General features: G+C 67.5%; 1 protein-coding gene (cut by a window edge). It reads right to left on the bottom strand.

The features are described 5' to 3' along the window. On the bottom strand, nucleotides 1-20,575 hold part of the coding region annotated (locus tag ALA01S_RS34030; RefSeq protein WP_066340108.1) for a hypothetical protein (this coding region is incomplete at both ends). Its footprint begins 16,838 nt before the window's first position; 20,575 of 37,413 annotated nt are visible.

The following is a 20,575-nucleotide window of genomic DNA, read 5'->3' as shown; positions in this document are numbered from 1 at the left end:
CGAGCTTGTCGACCGTACCGGCCAGCGTCTGCAACACGATGCCGGTCTCGGCGGTGACGACGAGGTGGCTGGCCGTGACCAGGCCGCTGATGACGGAGACCTGTTCGTCGTCGCCGGTACCGACCGTGCCGTGGGTATCGATGGACGAGAGCTTGGTCTGCGTCACCGAGCCCTTGGCGGCGCTGAGCTGCACGAGGCCGGAGGCGGCGCTGAGCTCCGACTGGTCCATGCGGATGCTGCCGCCCAGCTTGCCTGCGGAGAGCTTCAAGTCGCCGCTGGTGGCCACGAGTTGCGTGTCCTGGTCCGCGGTGATGCTGCCGTCCAGCGCCTTGGTGCCGCTGGTGTAGGCGTTGGCGCCGAGACTGCCGTCCGCGCCGGCCATGACCGAGACGGACTGCGCCGTGACGCTGCCGCTGAGCGTGATGTTGCGGTCGGAGCTGACGAGCACCGTGTCCAGCGTGGCGCCGCTGGCCGCCTTGATGGTGCCGCCCAGGTTGAGTTGCTGCCCCGCGTTGAGCGAAGCGGTGGCTGCGTCCTGGCCGGAAACCTGCGTGCCCAGCAGCGTCACGGAGTCATCCACGCTCAGGGCCGAGCCGGACACCAGCTTGATGCTGTTGGCCGACAGCCGCGTGTCGACCTGGCCCGTCGTGGTGATGCCGTCGCTGGTGAAGCTGGTGGTGTTGCCGCTGAGCAGCAACTGCGACTTGGCGCTGATGGAGATCTGCTCGGACGCCGACAGCTTGCCGCTGACGGACACGTTGCTGCCGGCCTCGATCACGAGGTTGCCGGCGCTGAGCGAATCGCCGCTGCCCACGCCGCGCGCGACCACGGCGTCGTAGGTGACCGTGGTGACGAGCTGGGTCTGTTCCGCGTAGACCGGCACTTCCTTCCAGACCGTGACCGTCTGCAGCTTCTCGACCTTGACCTTCTGGACGCTGGTCTTGTAGACGGGGCGGTAGTCAAACACGTCCTCGGACTGCTTGGAGACGCTGTAGCTCAGCTTCTCGCGCCGGTCGTAGACGTTGTTGACGTGCGAGGTCCAGCCGTAGGTGTAGTTCTGGAAGTTCTCGTAGCGGTTGCCGTAGAGCTTGGCGGAGCTGACGATGTCGTTGCCGATGTCGCCGGAGCTGCCCAGCCAGTAGTCCGTGCTGTAGTAGGTGGCGCTGCGGCCGCCGTAGTTGGCGTGCTCGAACAGGACGATCTTGTAGGTCTTGATGCCCACGAACAGCGAGGACGCCTCGTCGTTCCAGTGGTTGCCCACGTAGCTGTAGTAGCCGGACTTGGCATCGAAGTGGAAGGCGTCGCCGCTGAGGTTGATGTCCCAGTTCATGCGGCTGAGGTCAGGACCCCAGTCCGTGGAATTCTGGAAGCCCATGGCGTAGCCGACGTTGCGCACGCCCGCGTCGCGCGTGGCCTTCCACACCAGCGTGCCGGTGGTGTTGGCGTTGCGGAACGAGTCCACATAGTCGGACACGCCGGTGACCCAGTTGGTGGCGCGGTTGCCGCTGTCGGTGGTGCCCGAGAGGTCGCGGGTCACGGACGAGGAGCCGCTGTAGGTCCAGTACGGGTTCTGGGAGAGCGTGTAGGCGTTGGCGGACTGCGTGTTGAGAATGGCGCTCAGGCCCGGCGTGGCCGTGTCGTTGGCCAGCGTGTACACGCGCTGGCCGTTGGCGCTGTAGCTGGCCGTCCACATGCCCGCGGAGTTGTCGAAGTCCACGGCCTCGATGTCACCCGCGCCGGTATAGGCCGACTTGGTCTGGGTGTAGAGGACGTCGGCCTTCTCGACGTAGGAGCCCGCAAGCTCACCGGCGATGAAGGTTTGGCCTTGCGCCTCGCGCTGCTCCTTGTCGTACTGCGTCAGCCACGTGCCGTTGCTCTGTCCGTCCTTGGTGGTGTCGTTGTACAGGTATTGCGTCGGGCTCTTGGTCGTGACGCTGAGGATGGCGTCCTGCGCGCCCTGCGGCATGACGATGTACTTGTTGCGCCAGCCGTCCACGTCCACCCAGAACACCTTCTGGGCGTTGTTCTTCCAGGACGGCTTCACCGTCTTGCCGTCGCTGCCCACCTGGCCCTCGCTGAGCACGCTGGCCGTGCCGTTGATGGTCTGGTTGAGCTTCCAGTTGCTGTAGCCGAACTGGTAGATCGGCATGTAGCCGGTGGCGTTGAGCACGGCCCAGCGCTGCGCGTCGGTGAGCTGCGTGAAGCTCAGGTACTTGTTGCGCGCAGCATTGACCTGGGTGAAGTCGCTGGTCGGCACGTCGTCGCCGGTGACGTGGCGATCCTTGTTGGCGGCCGTGCCGTCGCCGGCGTTGTACCAGTTCACGACCGGCTTGGTGCCGTCGTTGCGGGAGGACTGGCTGTCATTGACGTAGTCCACGCCCTCGACCAGCACCTCGACGAACTTGTTCAGCCGTGCGTTGTAGTAGCCGAGCTGCGTGAGCTCGACGTCCATCGTCTCGTAGCGGCTGCCGACCTTGACGAGCTCGGTGCCGGTCTGCTCGGTGACCAAGGTGTCCACATAGGAGACCTGCGGCACCAGCGTCGTACCGGCGGCCACCTTGACCGTGCCCACCACCACCTGGACCTTTTGCTCCGTGGTGGTGTAGTTGGGCTTGAGCACCGTGGTGACGCTGGCGACGTTGGCGCTGGCGTCCACGGTGACGTTGGCACCGGCTTGCAGCGTCACGGTGCCCGCTGCGTCCACGAGGCCCTGGTTCTTGACCAGGATGTCGCCACCCGTGAGCTTGGGCGCGGTGGACTCCAGCGTCGCACGCGGCAGGCTCAGGTCCACGCCGGCGCGCACGGTGACATCGCCGTTGGACAGCACGGTGCCGTCGATGAGCACCGTGGCGCTGGCGTCGAACAGCGCGCGGCCCGTGGTGCCGGTGACCTGCACCGTGCCGCTGATGGTCATGCTCGGCGCCATCAGGTGCAGCAAGGCATCGGCCTTGGCGATGGCCGGGTCCAGCCCCGCGAGATCGGCGCGTCCGGACAGCAGCAGCGACTTGCGCGCGGTGAGCACCAGCTCCGAGCCTGCACCGGTGGCATAGACATAGCTGCCCGACAGCAGGTTGACGCTGCCGCCCTGCACCGTCAGCGCGTCGCGCAGGTTGACGTTGCGCATCAGGTTGACGTCGCCCGCGAGGGAAACGATGCGCATCTGGCTGACCTTGGCCTGGCCCAGCGAGGCGCCCAGCACCTCGCGCTGGCCCACCACGCCGGTGACGGTGATGCCGTCCACCGCTTCGAGGTCGATGGAGCCGCCGGCGTTGGTGTCCAGCGTGCCGCCGGACTTGTACTGGCCGTTTTCGACGACGACTTCCTGGACGTAGATGCCCACATGCGTGGAATCGATGCCGCCACGCAGCGTCAGGCTGTCGGCTGCGCGCACCAAGCCGCCCACGTCGATGAGCGATTGCGAGCGCAGCGTGATGTCGCTGCCCGCGTCCAGCGCCGTGATGGCGCCGCGCACCAGCAGATCACCGTCGGTGACGATGGTGATGCGGCCGTCGGCCAGCGCATCGGATGCCGCGGCCGTGACCAGGGCCGAGCCCGGTGCGGCGCTCTGCGCCGTGGCCATGGTCCCGGTGAAGGCGCTGCCGTTTTGCAGGCGGATGGTCACGATGGTGCCCACGCGCGTGGCCGCCAGCGTGGGGCTGGCCTCGATCTGGCGAGTGAGCTCGCGAGCCAGCAGCTCGGCCGTGGTGCCCTTGCCCGCGGTGACGCTGTACGTGGTGCCCGCCAGCGTGACGCTGTAGGTGGCTCCGGCCACCGGCACCCAGCCGGCGGTGTTGAGCGTTGCTGCCGTGGCGCCTTGCGCGGCCGTCGTGACGGCGTTGCCCAGCGCGCCGTCGAACACGGCGCTGGTGGTGATGGCCGCCGCGGTGCGGCTGAACGTGATGACGGTGCCGCTGCGCTGTGCCGCGTAGGCGCCGGAGCTGTTGAGGGACGCCGTGAGGCGGTCCAGCAGCGTGCCCAGGCTGTCGCCGGCCTGGGCCACCTGCGTGAAGGCCTGGTTGCCCACCGTCACGCTGTAGCTGGCGCCCGTTGCGAGCTGCCACTTCGTGGCATCGACACGCGTGGCCACGCTGGCCGTGCCCGTGTTGCCGGCCTGCGTTGCGGACAGCGCGCCGCTGTAGGCACTGCCGTTCTTGTTGGTGATCGTGAGCTTGTTGCCGGCGCTGGAGGCCGACAACGTGGTGCTGGCGTTGATCTGGCTCGCCAGGTCCGCTGCAAGCTGGTCCGCCAGCGTGCCCTTGCCGGCGGTGACGCTGTAGGCCACGCCGCCGACGTTGACGGTGTAGACCGCGCCGGCCACCGGCACCCAGCCCGTGGTGTCCACGAAAGCCGCGCCAGCGCCCTGCGCCGGCGTCACGCCGGCCGTGCCCAGGTAGCCGGTGAAGGCGGTCTCGGCCGTGACCGCGGCCGTGCCGCTGACCACGAGCAGGCTGCCCAGGCGCTGCGCGGCGTTGGGCGTCGCAGCGTTGATGGACGATGCAAGGCGGTCCAGCAGCGTCGCAAGGGTGTCGTCGCTGGTCGCGACCTGCGTATAGCGGCTGCCGCCCACGCCGATCGAGTAACGCGCGCCGGCCACCAGGCGCCAGCCGCTGGCGTCCACGGCGGTGCCCACGCTGGCGCTGGACTGTGCCGCGCTCGTGCTGGTGGTGACGGCCTGCGCCAACTGGGCGCCTTGCGCCCCGGCGACGGTGATGGCGTCGCCCACGCGCCTGGCTTCGTAGGTGTGCGGCGCGTTGATGGCCTGCACCAGCCGGTCGAGCAGCGCATCGATGCTGTCGCCCGCAATGCCGGTGACGGTGAAGGTGTCGTTGAATATCTTGGCCGTGTATCGGGCCCCGGCCACGACATGCCAGCCCGCGGCGTCGATGGTCGCTTCGCCCCAGCGCCCGCCACCGGTGGCGTCGACGGTGATGCCGCTGCGGTCGGTCATGGAGAAGCCCATGCCCGATTGCGCGGTGCCGGATCGCAGGTCGATGCTGCCCGTGGCGTAGAGCTGGCCGCCGAAGCCGTCGGCCATGTTGCCCAGCACCAGCTCGCCCTGCGACTGGATGCTCAGCGTGGCAGCCTTGCCGCTGACGACGACGGGCTGGGCCGCGTCCCAGCGCATGTCCTCGATGCCGGGGTTGTAGAAGAACGGATGGTCCTTGCCCGCGAGCAGCGCGCCCTGCGCGTAGACCGCCGCGCCCTTGACGGTGATGGCACTGCCGTGGCCCGCGCTGTAGAGCTGGGCGTTCTCGTAGACCGTGACCACGCCCTTGGCCAGCAGCTCCAGCCGCGCGTCGGCTTCCATGACGACCGCGCCGCCCTGCGCCGTGGCCGTACCGAGCGTGATGGCGTCGCCCGCGTTGAGCTGCAGCGACTGCCCCGGGGCCTGGGCGCTGAGCACCATGCCCTCGACGACGATGTCGTCACCGGCGTTGACCTGCATCGAGCCCATGAGGCCGATGGAGCCGTGCAAGCGCACGTCCTGGCTGGCGGTGATGGAGAGCTCGTAGTCGTAGGTGGCCGCGGTGGCGCGGTTGGAGCGCACCACGCCGGCGATGTCCACGTTCCTGCCCGTGAGCACGATGGAGGCGCCCGTCTCCAGCCAGCCCGACGCATCGTCGGAGCCGGTGAGGATGCGCAGGTCGCCCTGGGTGGACTCGATCTGCAACAGCGACAAGTCCGAGCCCTTGCCTATCGTGTTGCCGATCAGCACGTCGTTGACGCCGGACAGCACGATGCGCGCGCCAGCGTCCAGGCTGGTGAAGTTGGCGGTGCTGTAGGTGCGCAGGCTGACCTCACCGGCGGCAGCGCTGGTGCCGGCGTTGATGAGGATGTCGTGTTGCGCCGTCAGGCGGCCGCGCAGCTCCAGCGTGCCCGTGGCGTTGATGATGATGTTGGCGTTGGCGCCATGCGCCACGAAGTCACCCGCGATGGTGACCTTGCCGGCCGGGTTGAGCACCATGGAGCCGCTGAGCGTCTCGATGAGGCTGGTGGTCTGGAAGTCCACCGCCAGGCTGCCGCCGGCGCTGGTGCCGGCGTACATGTTCACGCCGCTGTAGGCGCGGATGGCACCGGCGATGGTGATCGTGCCCGCCGGGGCGCTGGCCTTGCCCAGGTTGACCACCGAGCCCCGCTCGCTGGCGTCAATGGCCCAGGCGCGCGAGGACGTGGTGGCGCCGGTGGTGGCGGCCGCGTCGGCCACTTGCGTGAAGCCCAGGCGCTGCGCCCCGCCGGTGGCGGTGCGCGCGATGCGCAGCTCGTAGTTGCTGGTGAACATCAGGCGCCCGTCCACCAGGCGCACGGTGACCTTGTCCTTGAGCGCCGTGGCGTCGATGGCCTTTTGCAGGTCATCGCGCAGCGAGGCCAAGCCGCGGTTGCCGCCGCTGCGGTCGCCCGCGGCCACCGTGAGGTTGGCGCCCAAGTCCGTGCTGCCCATCTCGACTTCCAGGCGCAGCGAGGCCGCGCCACCGAGGTGGCCGTCGGCGAACTCGGCAAAGCCATCGGCCACCAGCTCCTGGGTCCAGGCCGGCGTGAGCACCGACATGTCGCCCGCCGCCGACAGCGTGATGGTGCTGTTCTCGCGCCAAGTGCGCAGGTGCACGTTGCCGCCGACGACCATGCCCTCGTCGGCCCAGGGATCGGCGGCCGTGGCCACGCGGGTGCTGGCGCCGCCGCGCACGTCTATGGTCTTGCCCGCGAGCAGGTCGCGCCCCAGGCTCACGCGCCGGTCGGCGCGGATGCGGATGGCCGAGTCGCCATCGAAGTTGCGGACGCTGCTGCCGAGGTAGTAGCCCGTGGCGTCGTAGCTGTCCACCACTTCGCCGCCGGCCACCAACTGGCCCATCAGCCACGCGTCCTGGGCGGCGTCTATCTGCAGCACGCCATTGGCATTGTGGACCGCCAGCACGGCCGCGCCGGGCAGGTATACGCCGATGCCGTCCGCATCGGCGCCGCCGCGCACGTCGATCAGCGCGCTGGCGCGCACGCGCGCGCCCACCTCGACGGTGGTGCCGTCCAGGGCGACGGTGGTGACGCCCAGCGCCACCTGGCCGGTGGCGGTGATGCGCACGGTGGAGTCTTCGCCCGACCAGCGGATGGTTTCGCTGGTGAGGCGCCCGGCGCTGTTGAACGCCTGCGAGGCCTGGCCACCGGACAGCACCATGCCGCCCAGCTCGACCTTGCCCTGGGCGTCGATGAGCACCAGGCCGCCGGAGCCGTCGCTGGTCCAGCCGTAGGCGGTCAGGCCCGCGGCGGTGCCCAGCACCACGCCCTTGCCGTTGTCGTCGGCGCCCGGATCGGTGGTGGTCCTGAGCGTCACGGACTTGGTGGCGGTGATGGCGTTGTCGACGAGGATCTGCTCGCCCGCCGTGACGGACACGGTCGAGTCCGCGCCGCTGTAGACGACACCGGAGCTGCCGCGCGCGCCGCCGGCGATGATCGCTCCGTGCAGCTCGACGTCGTCGCGACCGATGATGGTGATGTGGCTGCGGGCTTCGCCGGTGGCCAGCGTGGAGGCCTCGTGCACGTACACGCTGGTGCCCGCCAGCGGCGCACCGCTGGGCTGCGAGCCGCGGCCCTGCAGCGTGATGTCGCCGTGGACCTCGGCCGTGCCCTGCCAGTAGACGGTACGGTCGGACTTGATCTCCAGGTCCGAACCCTGGCCCATGAGATTGATGATGCCGCCCACCACGAGCGCGTCATCGTGCACGTCGATCTTGAAGTCGCCGTCGTTTTGCAGCGTGGTGATGCTGCCGGTGAGCAGGAAGCCAGCGCCGCGCTGGCCCAGGAGCTCGTGCGGCTGCTGCACCTGCAGCGCGTCGATGATGCCGTCGTTCTCGGCGTCGTAGGCGTAGACCAGGTAGCGGTGCGTGCCGTCACTGACGATCCAGCGCTTGGTCGGCACCACCGGAGACCCCGGCTTGGAGCTGTCCAGCGTGAAGGAGGACACGAGCTGGCTTCCCGCCGCGGCGGAGGCGTTGTAGTACACCGGGCCGGCCACGAACTGGAAGCCCGTCTGGGCCTTGATCAGCTCCTGCTGGTCGCCGGTGAGCTGATCGAAGGGCGTGCCGGCCTGGGGCACCGCGACGCGGCTCCACGTGATGTCGGTGCCCTGGTACTGGGCACCGGAGACGGCAAAGGTCAGCCGGTACTGCTCCGCCTGCGGCTTGCTGGCGTTGTAGTAGGCCGTGCCATTCCAGCGGCGGTAGCCCAGCTTGGACAGCACGTAGTCCTGCTGCTGCACCGACAGGTCGGCCCACTTCGAGCCGGGTGCCGCCGGCTGCACGCTGCCCCACCACTCCTTGGTCGAGGCCGTGTAGTCCCCGGTTGCCCCTTCGACGAAGCCGTCGCGCACGGGCTTGGTGCCGCCGCTGGCGTCGACGTAGACCTCGCGCTGCACGGCCACGTAGCCGAGCGTCTTGAGCACCGCAGAGCGCTGCGCGACGCTGAGGTTCTCGAACGCGGTGCCGTCCGTGGGCTTGGCCACGCCGCCCCAGTCCAGAGCGTCGACGTCGTAGGTGCCGCCGGTGCTGGTGAAGCCGCTGATCCAGCGCAGGTTGGGCGCGGCATTGGCGTTGAAGTAATGGGTGCCGTCGTAGCGGTCGTAGCCCAGGGCATGGGCCACCACGTCCTTCTGTGCCTGCGTGAGCGCGGAAAAGCCCGTACCCGCCGCCGGCGCACCGGCGCTGCCCCAGGCCACATCGGCATTGAGGTAGTCGGTGACGACACCCTGGGTGAAGCTGCCGACCAGCTTGAGGCCAGGCTTGGCGCTGTAGTTGTAGAACTGCGTGGCGGTGCCGGCGGCCTCGGCCGCGGCGATGGCGTTGACGACCGCGGTCTTCTGTGCGGCCGTGAGGTCCTTGAACAGCGTCTCCTGTGCAGGCCGCACGCGCGAGGCGATGAGCGCCTGCTGATCCGCGCTGAGGTCGTCGAACGGGTTGTGTTCGAGCTGGAGATGAGCGTCGCTGGTGGCGAGCGTGAAGCGCGTGGCGTCGGTGAGGCCCTGCACACGCAGCTGCGTCACCGGGTCCACCGTCTGCGCCACCACCTGCAGGCCGCTGCCGGCCTTGGCGCGCACGGCCGCGGCCAGGGACTTGGCAACGTTGGCGCGGGTCTGGTCGTCGGTGCTGCCCACATCGCCGGACTGCACCGTGTAGCTCACGGCGCTGCCGTTGACCGTCAGCGTCAGCGAGTCGCCGACGTTGAAGCTGCCCCGCACCATCACCGATTTGCCGCCGTCGATGTCCGACACCACCAAACGGGTGCCGTCGCCCGCGGCCACATTGGGCACGGTGCTGCCGGTCAGGCGCACCGTGGAGATGGAGGCCGACGTGCTGACGCCGGCCTTGACACCGGCCGGATCGGTCTTCTGCTGCGCGGTGATGGCCTCGGCCAGGCCCTTGGCGACGTTGCTGCGGGTGATGCTGTCGCTCAGGCCGATATCGGCCTGCGTGACCTTGTAGCTGACGCTGCGGCCGTTGATGCTCAAGGACACCACGTTGCCCACGGCATAGCTGCCGCCAAAGGTCAGGCGCTCGGTCTGGACCGGGACGAACTGCACGTGGGCATCGACCACGGCCTGCTGCTGCGCCGTGAGCTCGGCGTACGGCGTGCCGGACAAGGGCTTGTCGACCTTGACGGTCTGGCCGCCGACTTGCAGCGTCCAGTCGGCGTCGGCGATGGCCACCGTGAAGTTGAGCGTGGACGCGGCGATCCAGTCGGCGCGGGAGATGTCGGCGTAGTCCAGCGGGATGCTGGCCCAGGCATCCACCGGAATCATCGCGTAGTCGTAACGGTAGCCCAGGGCATTGGCCACCACCAGGCGCTGGCTGACGCTGAGCTGCGCGAAGCTCGCGTTGGCTGCGGGCGCGGGAACGCCCGCGCCCGCCCAGTCGATCTGGGCGTTGTTGTAGTCGGCCGAGACGCCCTGCACGAAGCCCGTGAGCACCTGGCGGCCGGCGGCCGCGTTGGGGTTGTAGTAGACCGTGCCGTCAAAGCGCTGGTAGCTCGCGACCTGCGAGGCGTCCACCATCGAGCCGCTGCTGAGCCCGCCGACGAACTGGCCGGTGGCGGCGTTGTAGAAGCCGCCGTTGGCATACACGGTGTAGCCGTTGGCGTTGGCGATCTGCTGCTTGACGTTGTCCGGCAGGTTCGCGAACGCCGTGTATTCCTCCAGCGACACGGCCGTGGCATTGCTGCCCAGCACGAGCTTGCCGCTGCTGATGAGCGCCTTGAGCGCGGCGCTGACGCGCCCCTTCTGCAGGTCAGCCACCGTGGCGGCGATGTCGCCCGCCCCGCTGAGCTGGACCGGCTTGCCGTCGGCCTGGTAGGTCTTGCCCGGCAGGGTGTCGAAGTACTGGGCGAAATCGTCCTGCACCACGCCGGAGTCCAGCGTCATCGCGCCGGCGGCGGTGAGCGCGCCGGCCAGACGCAGCTCGCCCTGGGTGTGGAGTTCCAGGACGGAGCCGGCACCGGTGAGGTAGGGCTTCTTGTCGGCACCGAATGCCGCGCCGGAGACCACGCTGCTGCCGGAGAGGACGTGGATGTACTTCCCGCCCTTGAGGTTGATGACGCCACCCGCATTGCGCGTCTCGACCGAGGCGCCTTCGAGCAATACCAGCCCGGTACCGGCGCTCACGTCGACGCGCGCGTTGGCACCGCCGTTCACGCCGGCAAAGAGGCCACCGGCGTTGTAGATGGAAGCGGAGGTGGCGATCTTGAGGACGCTGTTGGCGTCCAGCGTCAGGATGGAGCTGCCCTTGTCGGTGGTCAGGCTGTTGACGTCGCTGCCGTAGGTGACGAAGCCGCCACGGCCGGTGCTGCCGCTGATGTTGATGTCCACCAGCGAGCGGCCGCGCACGCTGCCCTGCACCAGCATCTGCTCGTCCACGGCCACGTGCACCTCGCCGGCGAGCACGCCCACGCCGAGCGTCACGACGGGAGCGCGGCTGTTTTGCGCCTCGACCTTGAGCAGGCGTGCGTTGAGCGACAGGCTCTGGCTGGAGCGCACGTCGCCCACGACCTCGATGCGGTCGGCCTGGAGCACCGCCACGTCGTCGAGCTGGGCCGAGAAGTCGTACAGGCCCACGCGGCCGTCGATGGCATCGCCCACGCGCATGACCACGCCGGCGGCGCGATGGCCGATGGTGATGCTGCTGAAGCCGTCGGCCAGCGCGGAAAGGTCGCGCATGCCCAGGTCCAGGTAGCCCGACTTGCCGGCCAGCGAGTTGTCCACGCCGTACAGCGAGTCGGCCGCGCCGCCGATGCGGTAATTCTGGCCTTGTGCCTTGGCGCGAATGGCCAGCGTACCGGTACCGAGCACGCGGTCGTTGCCCGCAACGAAGTCGATGTCGTCGGCAACGAGGCTGATCGCCCCGCCGCTGCGGGCGGTGCTGATGATGCCGCCGTCCAGGCTGAACAGCGCTTCGCGGCCGGCCAGCTCGACGTCGATCTTGCCGTTGGCGGTGTAGAGGCCGCCGTTGACGCGTCCGCTGGCGACGACGGACAGGCTGTCGGCCTCGCGCACGACGATGTCGCCAAAGCCGGCGCCGGCCGTGGCCTTGTTGACCACGGTGAGGCTCGCCAGTTGCGTATTGAGCGTGCCCTTGATGCCGGAAGCCTCGACGCTGAACAGCGCATTGGGTGCCACCAGCTGGGCCTGGGTCACGTCCAGCAAGCCGCTGGCCGTGAGAATCAGGTCGGTGCGGTTCCAGCTTGCGTTGCTGCCGGTGCGCAGCGCGGTGGTGGAGGCCGAGTCCTGGAGCTCGACGCGCTCAAGGCTGTCGTCGAAGTTGACGGTGCGGGTGATGCCCTGGCCCGTGATCACCACGAGCTGGCGGTTGTTGAGCTGGATGGGCGCGGTGGAGGTGAACTTGTCCACCACCACGCGGTCGTTGCCTGCGCCGCCCACGAGCTTGAGCACGCCGGCGGTGGTGACGGTGATCACGTCATCGCCGGCCCCTGCGTCAACCGTGTCCAGGGTGCCGTTGACACGGATGTTGTCGGCACCGCCACCGCTGGAGATGACGTTCTCGCCGGCGCCCATGTCGATGTTCTCGGCACCTTCGCCGCCGACGAACTTGTCGTTGCCGTCGCCACCCCAGAAGTTGATGCCGCTGGAGGCGCCGCCGAGGAACTCGTCGTTGCCCACGCCGCCGCGGATGTTGCTGCCTGCGGCGCCGGAGAGGACCACGAAGCTGTCGTTGCCCGATCCGCCGTCGAAGTCCAGCGCCGCCTTGACGCCGGTGCCGACGTAGATGGAGTCGTTGCCCTTGCCGCCACGCCCCACGATGCGCTTGACCTTGGAGGCGTCGTACTCGCGGGTCTGGCCCAGCGAGCGCACGTAGATCCTGCTGCCGTCGTCGCTGGTGTCGACGCTGTAGGACTCCGCAACGATGTCGTCGTAGAGCTTGCCGCTGCCATAGCGGCCCGACTGGTCACCCATGTGCAGCGACAAGGTGCCGTCGCTGGACAGGTCGCTGATGTCCGGCGGCGCGCCCAGCGTCCACATGTAGCTGCCCGACACGGTGACGCCCATCACCGTGGCCGAGGCGGCCAGGTAGGCACTGGCCGGCGTGATGTCGATATCGCCGCGGAAGCCGGCAAGGGTGAAGTCGATGGAGAACAGGCCGAGGTCCACCTCGAAATCCAGCGAACCCCAGACGGAGGCGGCAAAGCGCGGACGGCTGCTGAGCAGCATGCTCATGCCGGCGTTGAGGTGCAGCGGGCCGAGGTAGATGTTGAGCTCGGACTTGCCGCGGATCTCGAACTGGCCATCGGAGCTGACGAAGCCGCCGACGTCCACGGTGAGGGCGTGGAAAAAGTCCAGCGAGCCGTTGAACTCCAGCTTGAAGACGCTGTCGACGACGCTCATGCGGCCGGCGAACTGGATGTCGAAGGCCAGCAGCTTGATCTTGCCGTCGAGCGCCAGGTCGAAGTAGGTGTTGCCCGCGATGGTGTGCGTGCGGCCGCCGCTGTCGGGCAGCGTGGTGTAGGCGTGGGAGCTGGTGTTGATCTGCAGCGTCGCGTCGGCCTTGATGTTGAGCACCGAAACGCCCATCTCCACCTTGGTCTTCACGAACATGGCGAAGAACGGCTTGTTGCTGGCGTCCATGCCGAACGCGGCCGCGCCGGCCACGCCGATTTCGCCGAAGGCGCCCAGGTCGAGCGTGACGTCCATCGCCGCCTGCACGCCCTTGCTGTCGATGAGCAGGTCCACCGCGCCACGAAGCTCGATGGGGCCCACGTCGATACTGGCCTTGCCCGAGACGCGCAGCGAACGGGCCGCCACGTCAACCATCGAGGCCTTGCCGGTGCTGTCGTAGAACGTGCCCGTGACCGGATCGCGCCCGCGCACGCGCTGCGTGCTGCTGGTGGTGTTGATCTGCAGCAGGAAGCGGCCCTTGACGCTGAAGACGCTGCCGCCGTCGATGATGGTGGAGTCGGCGTTGGCGCCGCCGACTTCCAGCGCGCCGTACAGGCCCGTTTCGTTGGCACCGGAAGCGTTGGTGTCGAGCACGAAGCCCAGCGTGCCGGTGACGCCCAGGGGCTTGAGCACGGGCAGGTTCAGCTGTGCCGTGGCACCCAGCTCCAGCGTGACCTTGGTGCCGACCTGTGCGGCGATGACGGAGAAGTCGCCCTTGAGCTTGAGCGCGCCGGCCATGAGGCTGAGGTCGCCGTTGCCCACGACGGCAGCGTACATGCCCGTCCAGCTCGCATCCTTGCCGGGCGGGTAGGCGCTGATGGTGAAGGTGTCGTAGCCGGTGAGGTGGCGGAAGCTCTCAGGCACCGTGTAGACCACGTCGTGGCCGAAGGTGTTGAGCTGCAGGCGCAGTTGTGCATCAAGCTGCACCACGGGGCCCAGACTGAGGTTGCCGCTGAGGTCCAGGCGCGCTGCCACGCCGCCGCTGTTGATGACCAGCAGGCCCTTGGCGGCGCGCTTCAGGTTGAAGCCGTCCGGTCCGATCTGCACTTCCACGTCGGCAAAGGCGGTGAGGCCCTCGCTCTCGCTGAGGCGGAAGTCCAGCACGCCATGCATCTTGGTCAGGCCGAAGAGGTTGACCTCGGCCTGGCCATACAGGCGCAGGAACTGCTCGTTGTACGTCAAGACGATGGGCGCGTCCTTGTTGCCCGTGGGGATGCCGTAGCCCTGGTGCACGACGTCCTTGGAGTCCTTCCAGGTGCTCTTGGAGAAGTCGATGGTCGTCAGGCCGAACTGGACGTTGGGCGCCAGGTCGTAGGAGACGGCGCCGGTCTTCTCGTCCTTGGTGAACTTGCCCAGCTCCAGCTTCAGCCGTGCACCGGTGTTGATCTCGATGGCGAGGTTTTCGGCCTTGAGGGTCGCGCCGGGCACGCCGTTGAGGCCCACCATGTCCAGCGTCGCACGGCCGGCGACGTACACGCCCACGGCGATGCCGGTGGTGTCGATGACCAGTTCCTTGGCCGCGACCAGGCCCAGGTTGAAGTTGCGCACCACCAGGCCCACGGCCTTGTCGTTGACGGCGTCCTTGGTGTCGATGCGCCCGTCGCCGTTGCTGTCGTAGAAGTAGCCCTTGCCGCCGACGGGAACGCCGATGAAGCCGTTGGCGTCCTTGATGCCGATGGCCAGCGACGTGACGATGGTGTCCTGGCCATTGTTGAGCGTGACGTGCTCGGAGCCCTTCTTGGTCAGGGCCATGGACCCCGAGAGCTGCAGGAAGCCGCCCAGGTTGACCTGCGCGTAGCCGATCTGGACCTGGATGATCTCCTGATCGAAGTCCAGGAAGACGCCGTTGTTGCCACCGGCCGGCAGCATGAAGCCGGCCTTGTCGAGCTTGCCGTTGGCGTTGCGGTCCTCGCTCAGGTCGAGCGTGCCGTTGCCGTTGGTGTCCTCGCCCGGGTCCAGGTAGCCGTTGCCGTTCTTGTCCTCGCCGGTGTCGAGCTTGCCATTGCCGTTGGTGTCCTCGGTGTAGTCCTTGAACGACGGGCTGAGCTTGTAGTTGATCGACGGCGGGCCGAAGAGCTGCAGCCCGGCGTTGATGGCGGCCACGGCCGTGGAAACCTCCGGCCCCATGTTGGGGTCGGGAACGACGAAGGTGTTGATGTTGACCTCAACATCCTTGGCCACCACCTTCATGATGTCGTCGGGGATGCCGACGACGGAGGCCGACTCCATGCTGGCCTTGGCCGAGATGAACTTGGGCGCGTACTGCGACAGGCCCGGAATCATGTCGGCCAGCGTGGGCGTCATGATGGCCACGCCGAAGTCGACGTTGGTCACCTCGACGCCGATGGCACCCTTGTTCACCTTGTCCGGGATGCCATCGGGCACGCCATTGGGACCGGTGAGGTCGTCGCCATAGCGGTACGGGCCATTGATGCCCGCGAAGCCGGTGAGGTTGGCGCCGCCCAGCGTCAGCGTCGTGACTTGCAGCGGCAGCGGGTTGAGCACGACGCCGGCTGCAGAACCGATCTGGTTGAGCATGGGCGCCAGGCCACCGGCGTCGACGGCAACGTTGAAGACCTCGCCCAGGCGGAAGGCCAGCGAGCCACGCAGGTACAGGAACTTGGCCACCTCGATCTCGGCCAGGCCGATATCGAGGCCGATGACGGGGTTGCCGCTGAGGTCGAGCGTTACCGGCGTGCCGCCGGTCTGGATCTTCAGGCCCTTGCTGCCGTCGCTGTTCTTGACGCTGGAGTAGATCGGACGCGCGCTGACCAGCGGCCGGGTGGCGCCCGGCAGCTTGAGCGCCGTGTCTCCACCGAGGTTGACATCGACGCTGATGTTGCGACCCTGGATCTTCAGGATGTCGCCCAGCCCGTAGACGCCCAACTCGTCGGCATGCGCGCTGACGGAGAGCACGTTCTGAGCAGCCAACCAGGCCGGCAGATCGGCCTTGAAGTAGCCCACGGCCACGTCAAGGTGCTGCAGACCAAAGCCCACGAGGCTGCTTTGCTGCGACAGCGGCTTGCTGAAGTCGGGGTTGCCCAGGCCGACGAACAGGTTGACGTTGCTGGCACCGAAGCTGATGCCCTTGAACGTCACACCGTGGATCACGGAGAAGTCCGGCTCTATCTTGAAGAGCGTGTTCAGGATGTCAGTGGCCTTCATGCCGCCGGGCAGGACGGCACCGGACACCGCATCGATGGCGGCCTTGACGCCCGCACCCAGCATCGGGTCCACACCCGTGGCCATGTCGGCCACGAAAGTCTGGCCCAGCGACAGCTTGAAGTCGCCGCGGAAGTGGACGAAGTTGCCGATATCGAACTTCAGGTCGGGCAGCGTGATCGAGCCCGTCACGCCGGCCAGGCCGATGCGGATGTCGATGTCCTTGAGCGTGCTCAGGCCATTGCGAATCCACTCCGGCGCATTGGGCATGGCATCGGCAGCCATGTTGGCCAGGCCCGCCAGGCTGATGCTCGGCAGCAGCATGTTGGCGTCGAATGCCGGCAGGTCGGGCATCTTGAAGCCCGGCAGGTTGATGCCTGCCAGGCTGAAGCCCACGCCCAGGTCCAGCGGCGGCAGCTCGAACTTGAAGTCGAAGCTGGTACGGAAGGACAGCAAGTCGAAGATGCCCAGCCTCGCCGTCATGCCCACGCGCATGAAGTTGGAGTTGAAGCTGAGGTTCAGCGCCTTCGGGTCGCTGCCGATGGCGATGTCCAGCCCCTTGCCGCCATTGATGGTGGAGAAGTCCGCGTACACCGAGGGCAAGGGCAGCCCCGCACCGGTCACCGCGCCGTTGAACTGGAACTTCACGTCCTGCGCGTCAAGCGTCAGGTACGGGTCCGTACCCACCAGGCCGACCTTGTTGGCCTTGGCGCTCAGACCGAAGAAGTGGAGCGGGAAATTGATGCCGCCGCCCAGCGTGGGCTGGACCATCGCCAGCGCGAAGTCGAGGCTGTCCACGGCCAGGCCGATGGACTTGTCGTTGACGCCGTCGGCGGCGTCGATCTTGCCGTCGTGGTTGCTGTCCGTGCGATACGGGCCGTTGAAGCCCGCGAAGGCCTGCACGCCCTTGCCGGCCACGACCAGCGCATCGGCGGCCGTGGTGAAGTTCATGCCCAGGCCGTGGAAGCCCACGCTGTCCAGCGTGCGTTTCTGGAAGGCGAAGCCGCCTTCCAGCGACAGGAAGCCGGCGATCTTGGCCGTGGCCAAGCCCACGCTGGCTTCGATGACCGCATTGTTGAAGTTCAACAGCACCGGCGAGGCAGGATCGCCGGTGGCGATGCTCATGCCGCTGACCGACTTGCCCAACGCATCATGGGTGTAGTCGAGCACGAAGGCAGGGTTGGTGCTGGTGTTGATGGCGACCTGCACGTCCTTCAGGCTGAACTGGATGACGTCGCCAAACCCGATGAAGCCTACCTGGTTCGCGCTGGCCTTGAGGGAGATGAACTTGGTGTTCATCACCCGGTCCTGGAACAGTGCCAGGCCGAAGGTGAAGTCGTCCACCACGAGGCCGACGGCGTCCGGGTGGGCCACGGCGTCGGCCGTGGTGATGCGGCCGTCGCCGTTGGAGTCCGTCCGGTACGGGCCACCCGTGCCGATGAAGGCCTGCACATGCGCCGCGCCGACGGTGAACCCCTTGGCCACCACGGGCACGTTGAGCCCAGCAACAGTCTTGGCGCTCAGCAGCGTGGAGCTGCCGTTCTGCTCGAAGGCAAACGAGCCCGACACATAGACGAAATCGGAGATCTTCAGCGTCGCGCGGTTCAAGCTGGCGCCGATGGTCTGGCCGGTCATGTCCAGCAGGACGTTCCCGGCGCCGGTGTTGACCTGGAAGCCGCCGGTCGAGGCGAAGCTCGTCTTCAGGTTCAGCGCCGGGCCGGTCTTGGCGAGGTTGAGCTTGAAATCGATGCCCGCAACCGAGAGATCGAAGTCCTTGGGATCGAAGCCGTAGATCTTGACGAGGTCGGCATGGCCCTTGGCGGCCGTGTAGCTCATGCCGGTGGAGCTCTTGACCTGCAGCACGCCAAAGTCGATGCCTTCGGCACCGAAGCCATAGAGCGAGCTGGCCTGGGCGGAGAATTTCTTGGTGCGGTCGAAACCTTCGCTGGCGTAGCCGACGAAGACATCGATGTTGGAGCCGCCGATGGCGAAGCCCTTGGCATTGGGCACCGGCACGCCGCCGGCGTTGAGGGTGCCGAAATCGCCCTGCTGGAAGCCGATGGCGCCCTGGATGTAGAAGAAGCTGGAAATCTGCAGCGTGGCCTTGCCGGCGAACACGCCCAGGCGGTTGCCCTTGAAGTCCAGGGTCACAGGCTGGCCACCGGTGGCCAGTTGCTTGGCACCGCCGCCGCTGGCGGTGAAATTCAGCTCACGGCCGGCAACGCTGGCGCTGTTGTATTCCAGGTTCAGGTCCGACACCGACAACTGGAAGTCAGCGGAGTCGAAGCCGTACACGGCCATGTTGTCGGCGTGCGCCTTGAGCGCGCGGTAGCTCGTGCCGCTGCTGTCCTTGAGGTTGAGCAGTCCGAAGGACAGGCCGTCGACGCCGAAACCGTAGAGCCCGCTCTTTTGCTGCTCCAGCGTCTTCGTGGGATCGATGCCGTTTTCCGCGTAACCGACGAAGGCCGTGATGTTGCTGCCGCCGATGGAGAAGCCCTTGGCGCCCACGACCGCCGTCGGCAGCGTGGCACCCGCCTTGAGCGCGGTGCCCGCATCGTCGAACTTCTCGAAGCCGATGGAGCCGCTGAAGTACATGAACTTCGAGATCGCCAGCGTGGCGCGCTGGGCATAGACGCCCATGCGTCGGCCACCGGCGAAGTCCAGCGTCACGGCACCCGTGGAGCCCAGCGTGAGGCCGCCGTTGAAGGACGTCTTGAAGTCCACCGTGCTGCCGTTGGCGGCGGCAGAGTTGATCTCCAGGCTCAGGTCTTGAGCGGACAGCTCGAAGACGCTGGGATCGAAGCCGTAGATGGCGGCCTTGGCAAGGTTGGCCTTGACGGCGGTATAGGACTGTCCCCCGGCGCGGGCCACAACGACGCCGAAGCTGCCGCCGCTGACGCCAAAGCCGTAGAGATTGGAAGCTTGTTGATCCAGCGTCTTCGTGGTGTCGAAGCCGCCGTCGGCATAGCCGACGAAGGCCGTGATGTTGGCGCCCGTGATGGCCAGCACCGAGCCTGCGTTCACCGCCGTGCTGACGCCGGTCGAAGTCTTGACCGTCAGCGGGTTGGCCGGGGTGTACTTCTCAAAGCCTATGCGTCCGCTGACGTAGGCAAAGTCGAAGAATTTGAGCGTGACGTCGCCTTCGGCGCGCACCAGCTCGCCGGCAGAGCCGGCGATCTTGAGCACGGTCGAGCTGCCGCTGCCGGTGGCAATCGAGAAGTTCTTGGCTGCGAAGTCGACCACCTGGTCGCCTGCGCGACTGGCCTGGTTGACCTCAACGCTGATGTTGCGGACCGTGGGCACCAGGTCGGACAGGCCGACGAATCCCACGCTGGAGGCGCTGGCGCTCAGGGCGGTCCATTTGCGGCTGGCGTCGCTCTTGGCGCTGAGCAGTGCCAAGCCGAAATCGATGTGCTCCAGCTTGAGGCCCACGGCGTCGTTCGTACCGCCGTTGACGCCTGCGAACACGTCCAGGTTGGAGCCGCCAATGGTCAGTGCGCTGACCTGCACCTGCTCGGCGCTGGTGGCACCCGCCTTCTTGGCCAGCGTCACGGTCTGGTCGCTCTTGCTGACCGCCAGGTTGCCGCTGACATGCACGAAGCCGAAGACGTCCACGGTCAGCGTGCCGCTGGCCTGCAGCAATTCGCCCTTGGTCCCCTCCAGGCTCAGCTTCATGGAGGAAGCCGCGCCCGTGATCACGTTCAGCGACGTGGCGCCGGTGGCGTAATCGACAACGGTGGTGGCTGCACCGTCGGCTTGGTTGACCGCCACGTTCACGCCGCTGGCGGCGATGGTCAGGTCATTGCCCAGACCAACGAAGCCCACCTTGGCGGCAGTCGCTTGCAGCGTCGTCCACTTGCGTGCGCTGCCGCCCTTCTCGGACAACAGGGCCAAGCCGAAATCGACACCGCTCATTTCTAGGCCGAGCCGGTCGGCGCTGCTGGCATTGAGCCCTGCGAATGCCGTGAGGTTGTGGCCGCCGAGGCTGAGCACGTCCACGTCCACCTGCTCACCGGTGGCTGCGCCGCCCGTCTTGGCGAGTGTGACCTTCTGGGTGGTCTTGCGGATGCCAACGTCACCGCTGATGGTGACGAAATTCGCCACGTTGGCACTGAAGCCGCTGACGGCAAAGGTTGCCGTGTTGGCCCCGATGGTCTGGCCGAAGGTGTAGTTGAGGCTGCCGACAGACAGCTTGTCGCCTGCTGCAACGGCGCCGGCCGAACCCGTGTACTGCACGAGCGCGGAGTTGGCTTTGACCTCAGCCAAGCTGCCGATGTTGGCTGCCAGCGTGCCACCGGAAAGCTCGAACACGGTGGCGCCGGCTCCGGCAGCGCGCAGACCAAAGTTGGCGTCCTTGAGCGAGAGTGAAGCGACCGATCCTGCGGTCAACGCTGCGCTGACCTTGGAGCCCACGGCGACCAAAGTGCTGCCTTGCTTGGCAAAGCCGAGGTCACCCGACAGCGTCACGAAGTTGGCGATGTCCGCCGA

The organism is Azohydromonas lata NBRC 102462 (genome assembly GCF_001571085.1).
In the GTDB taxonomy this organism is placed as follows: Bacteria; Pseudomonadota; Gammaproteobacteria; order Burkholderiales; family Burkholderiaceae_C; genus Azohydromonas; species Azohydromonas lata.
The sequence above is the reverse complement of the archived record's forward strand: the minus strand, read 5'-3'. Positions and strand labels throughout refer to the sequence as shown.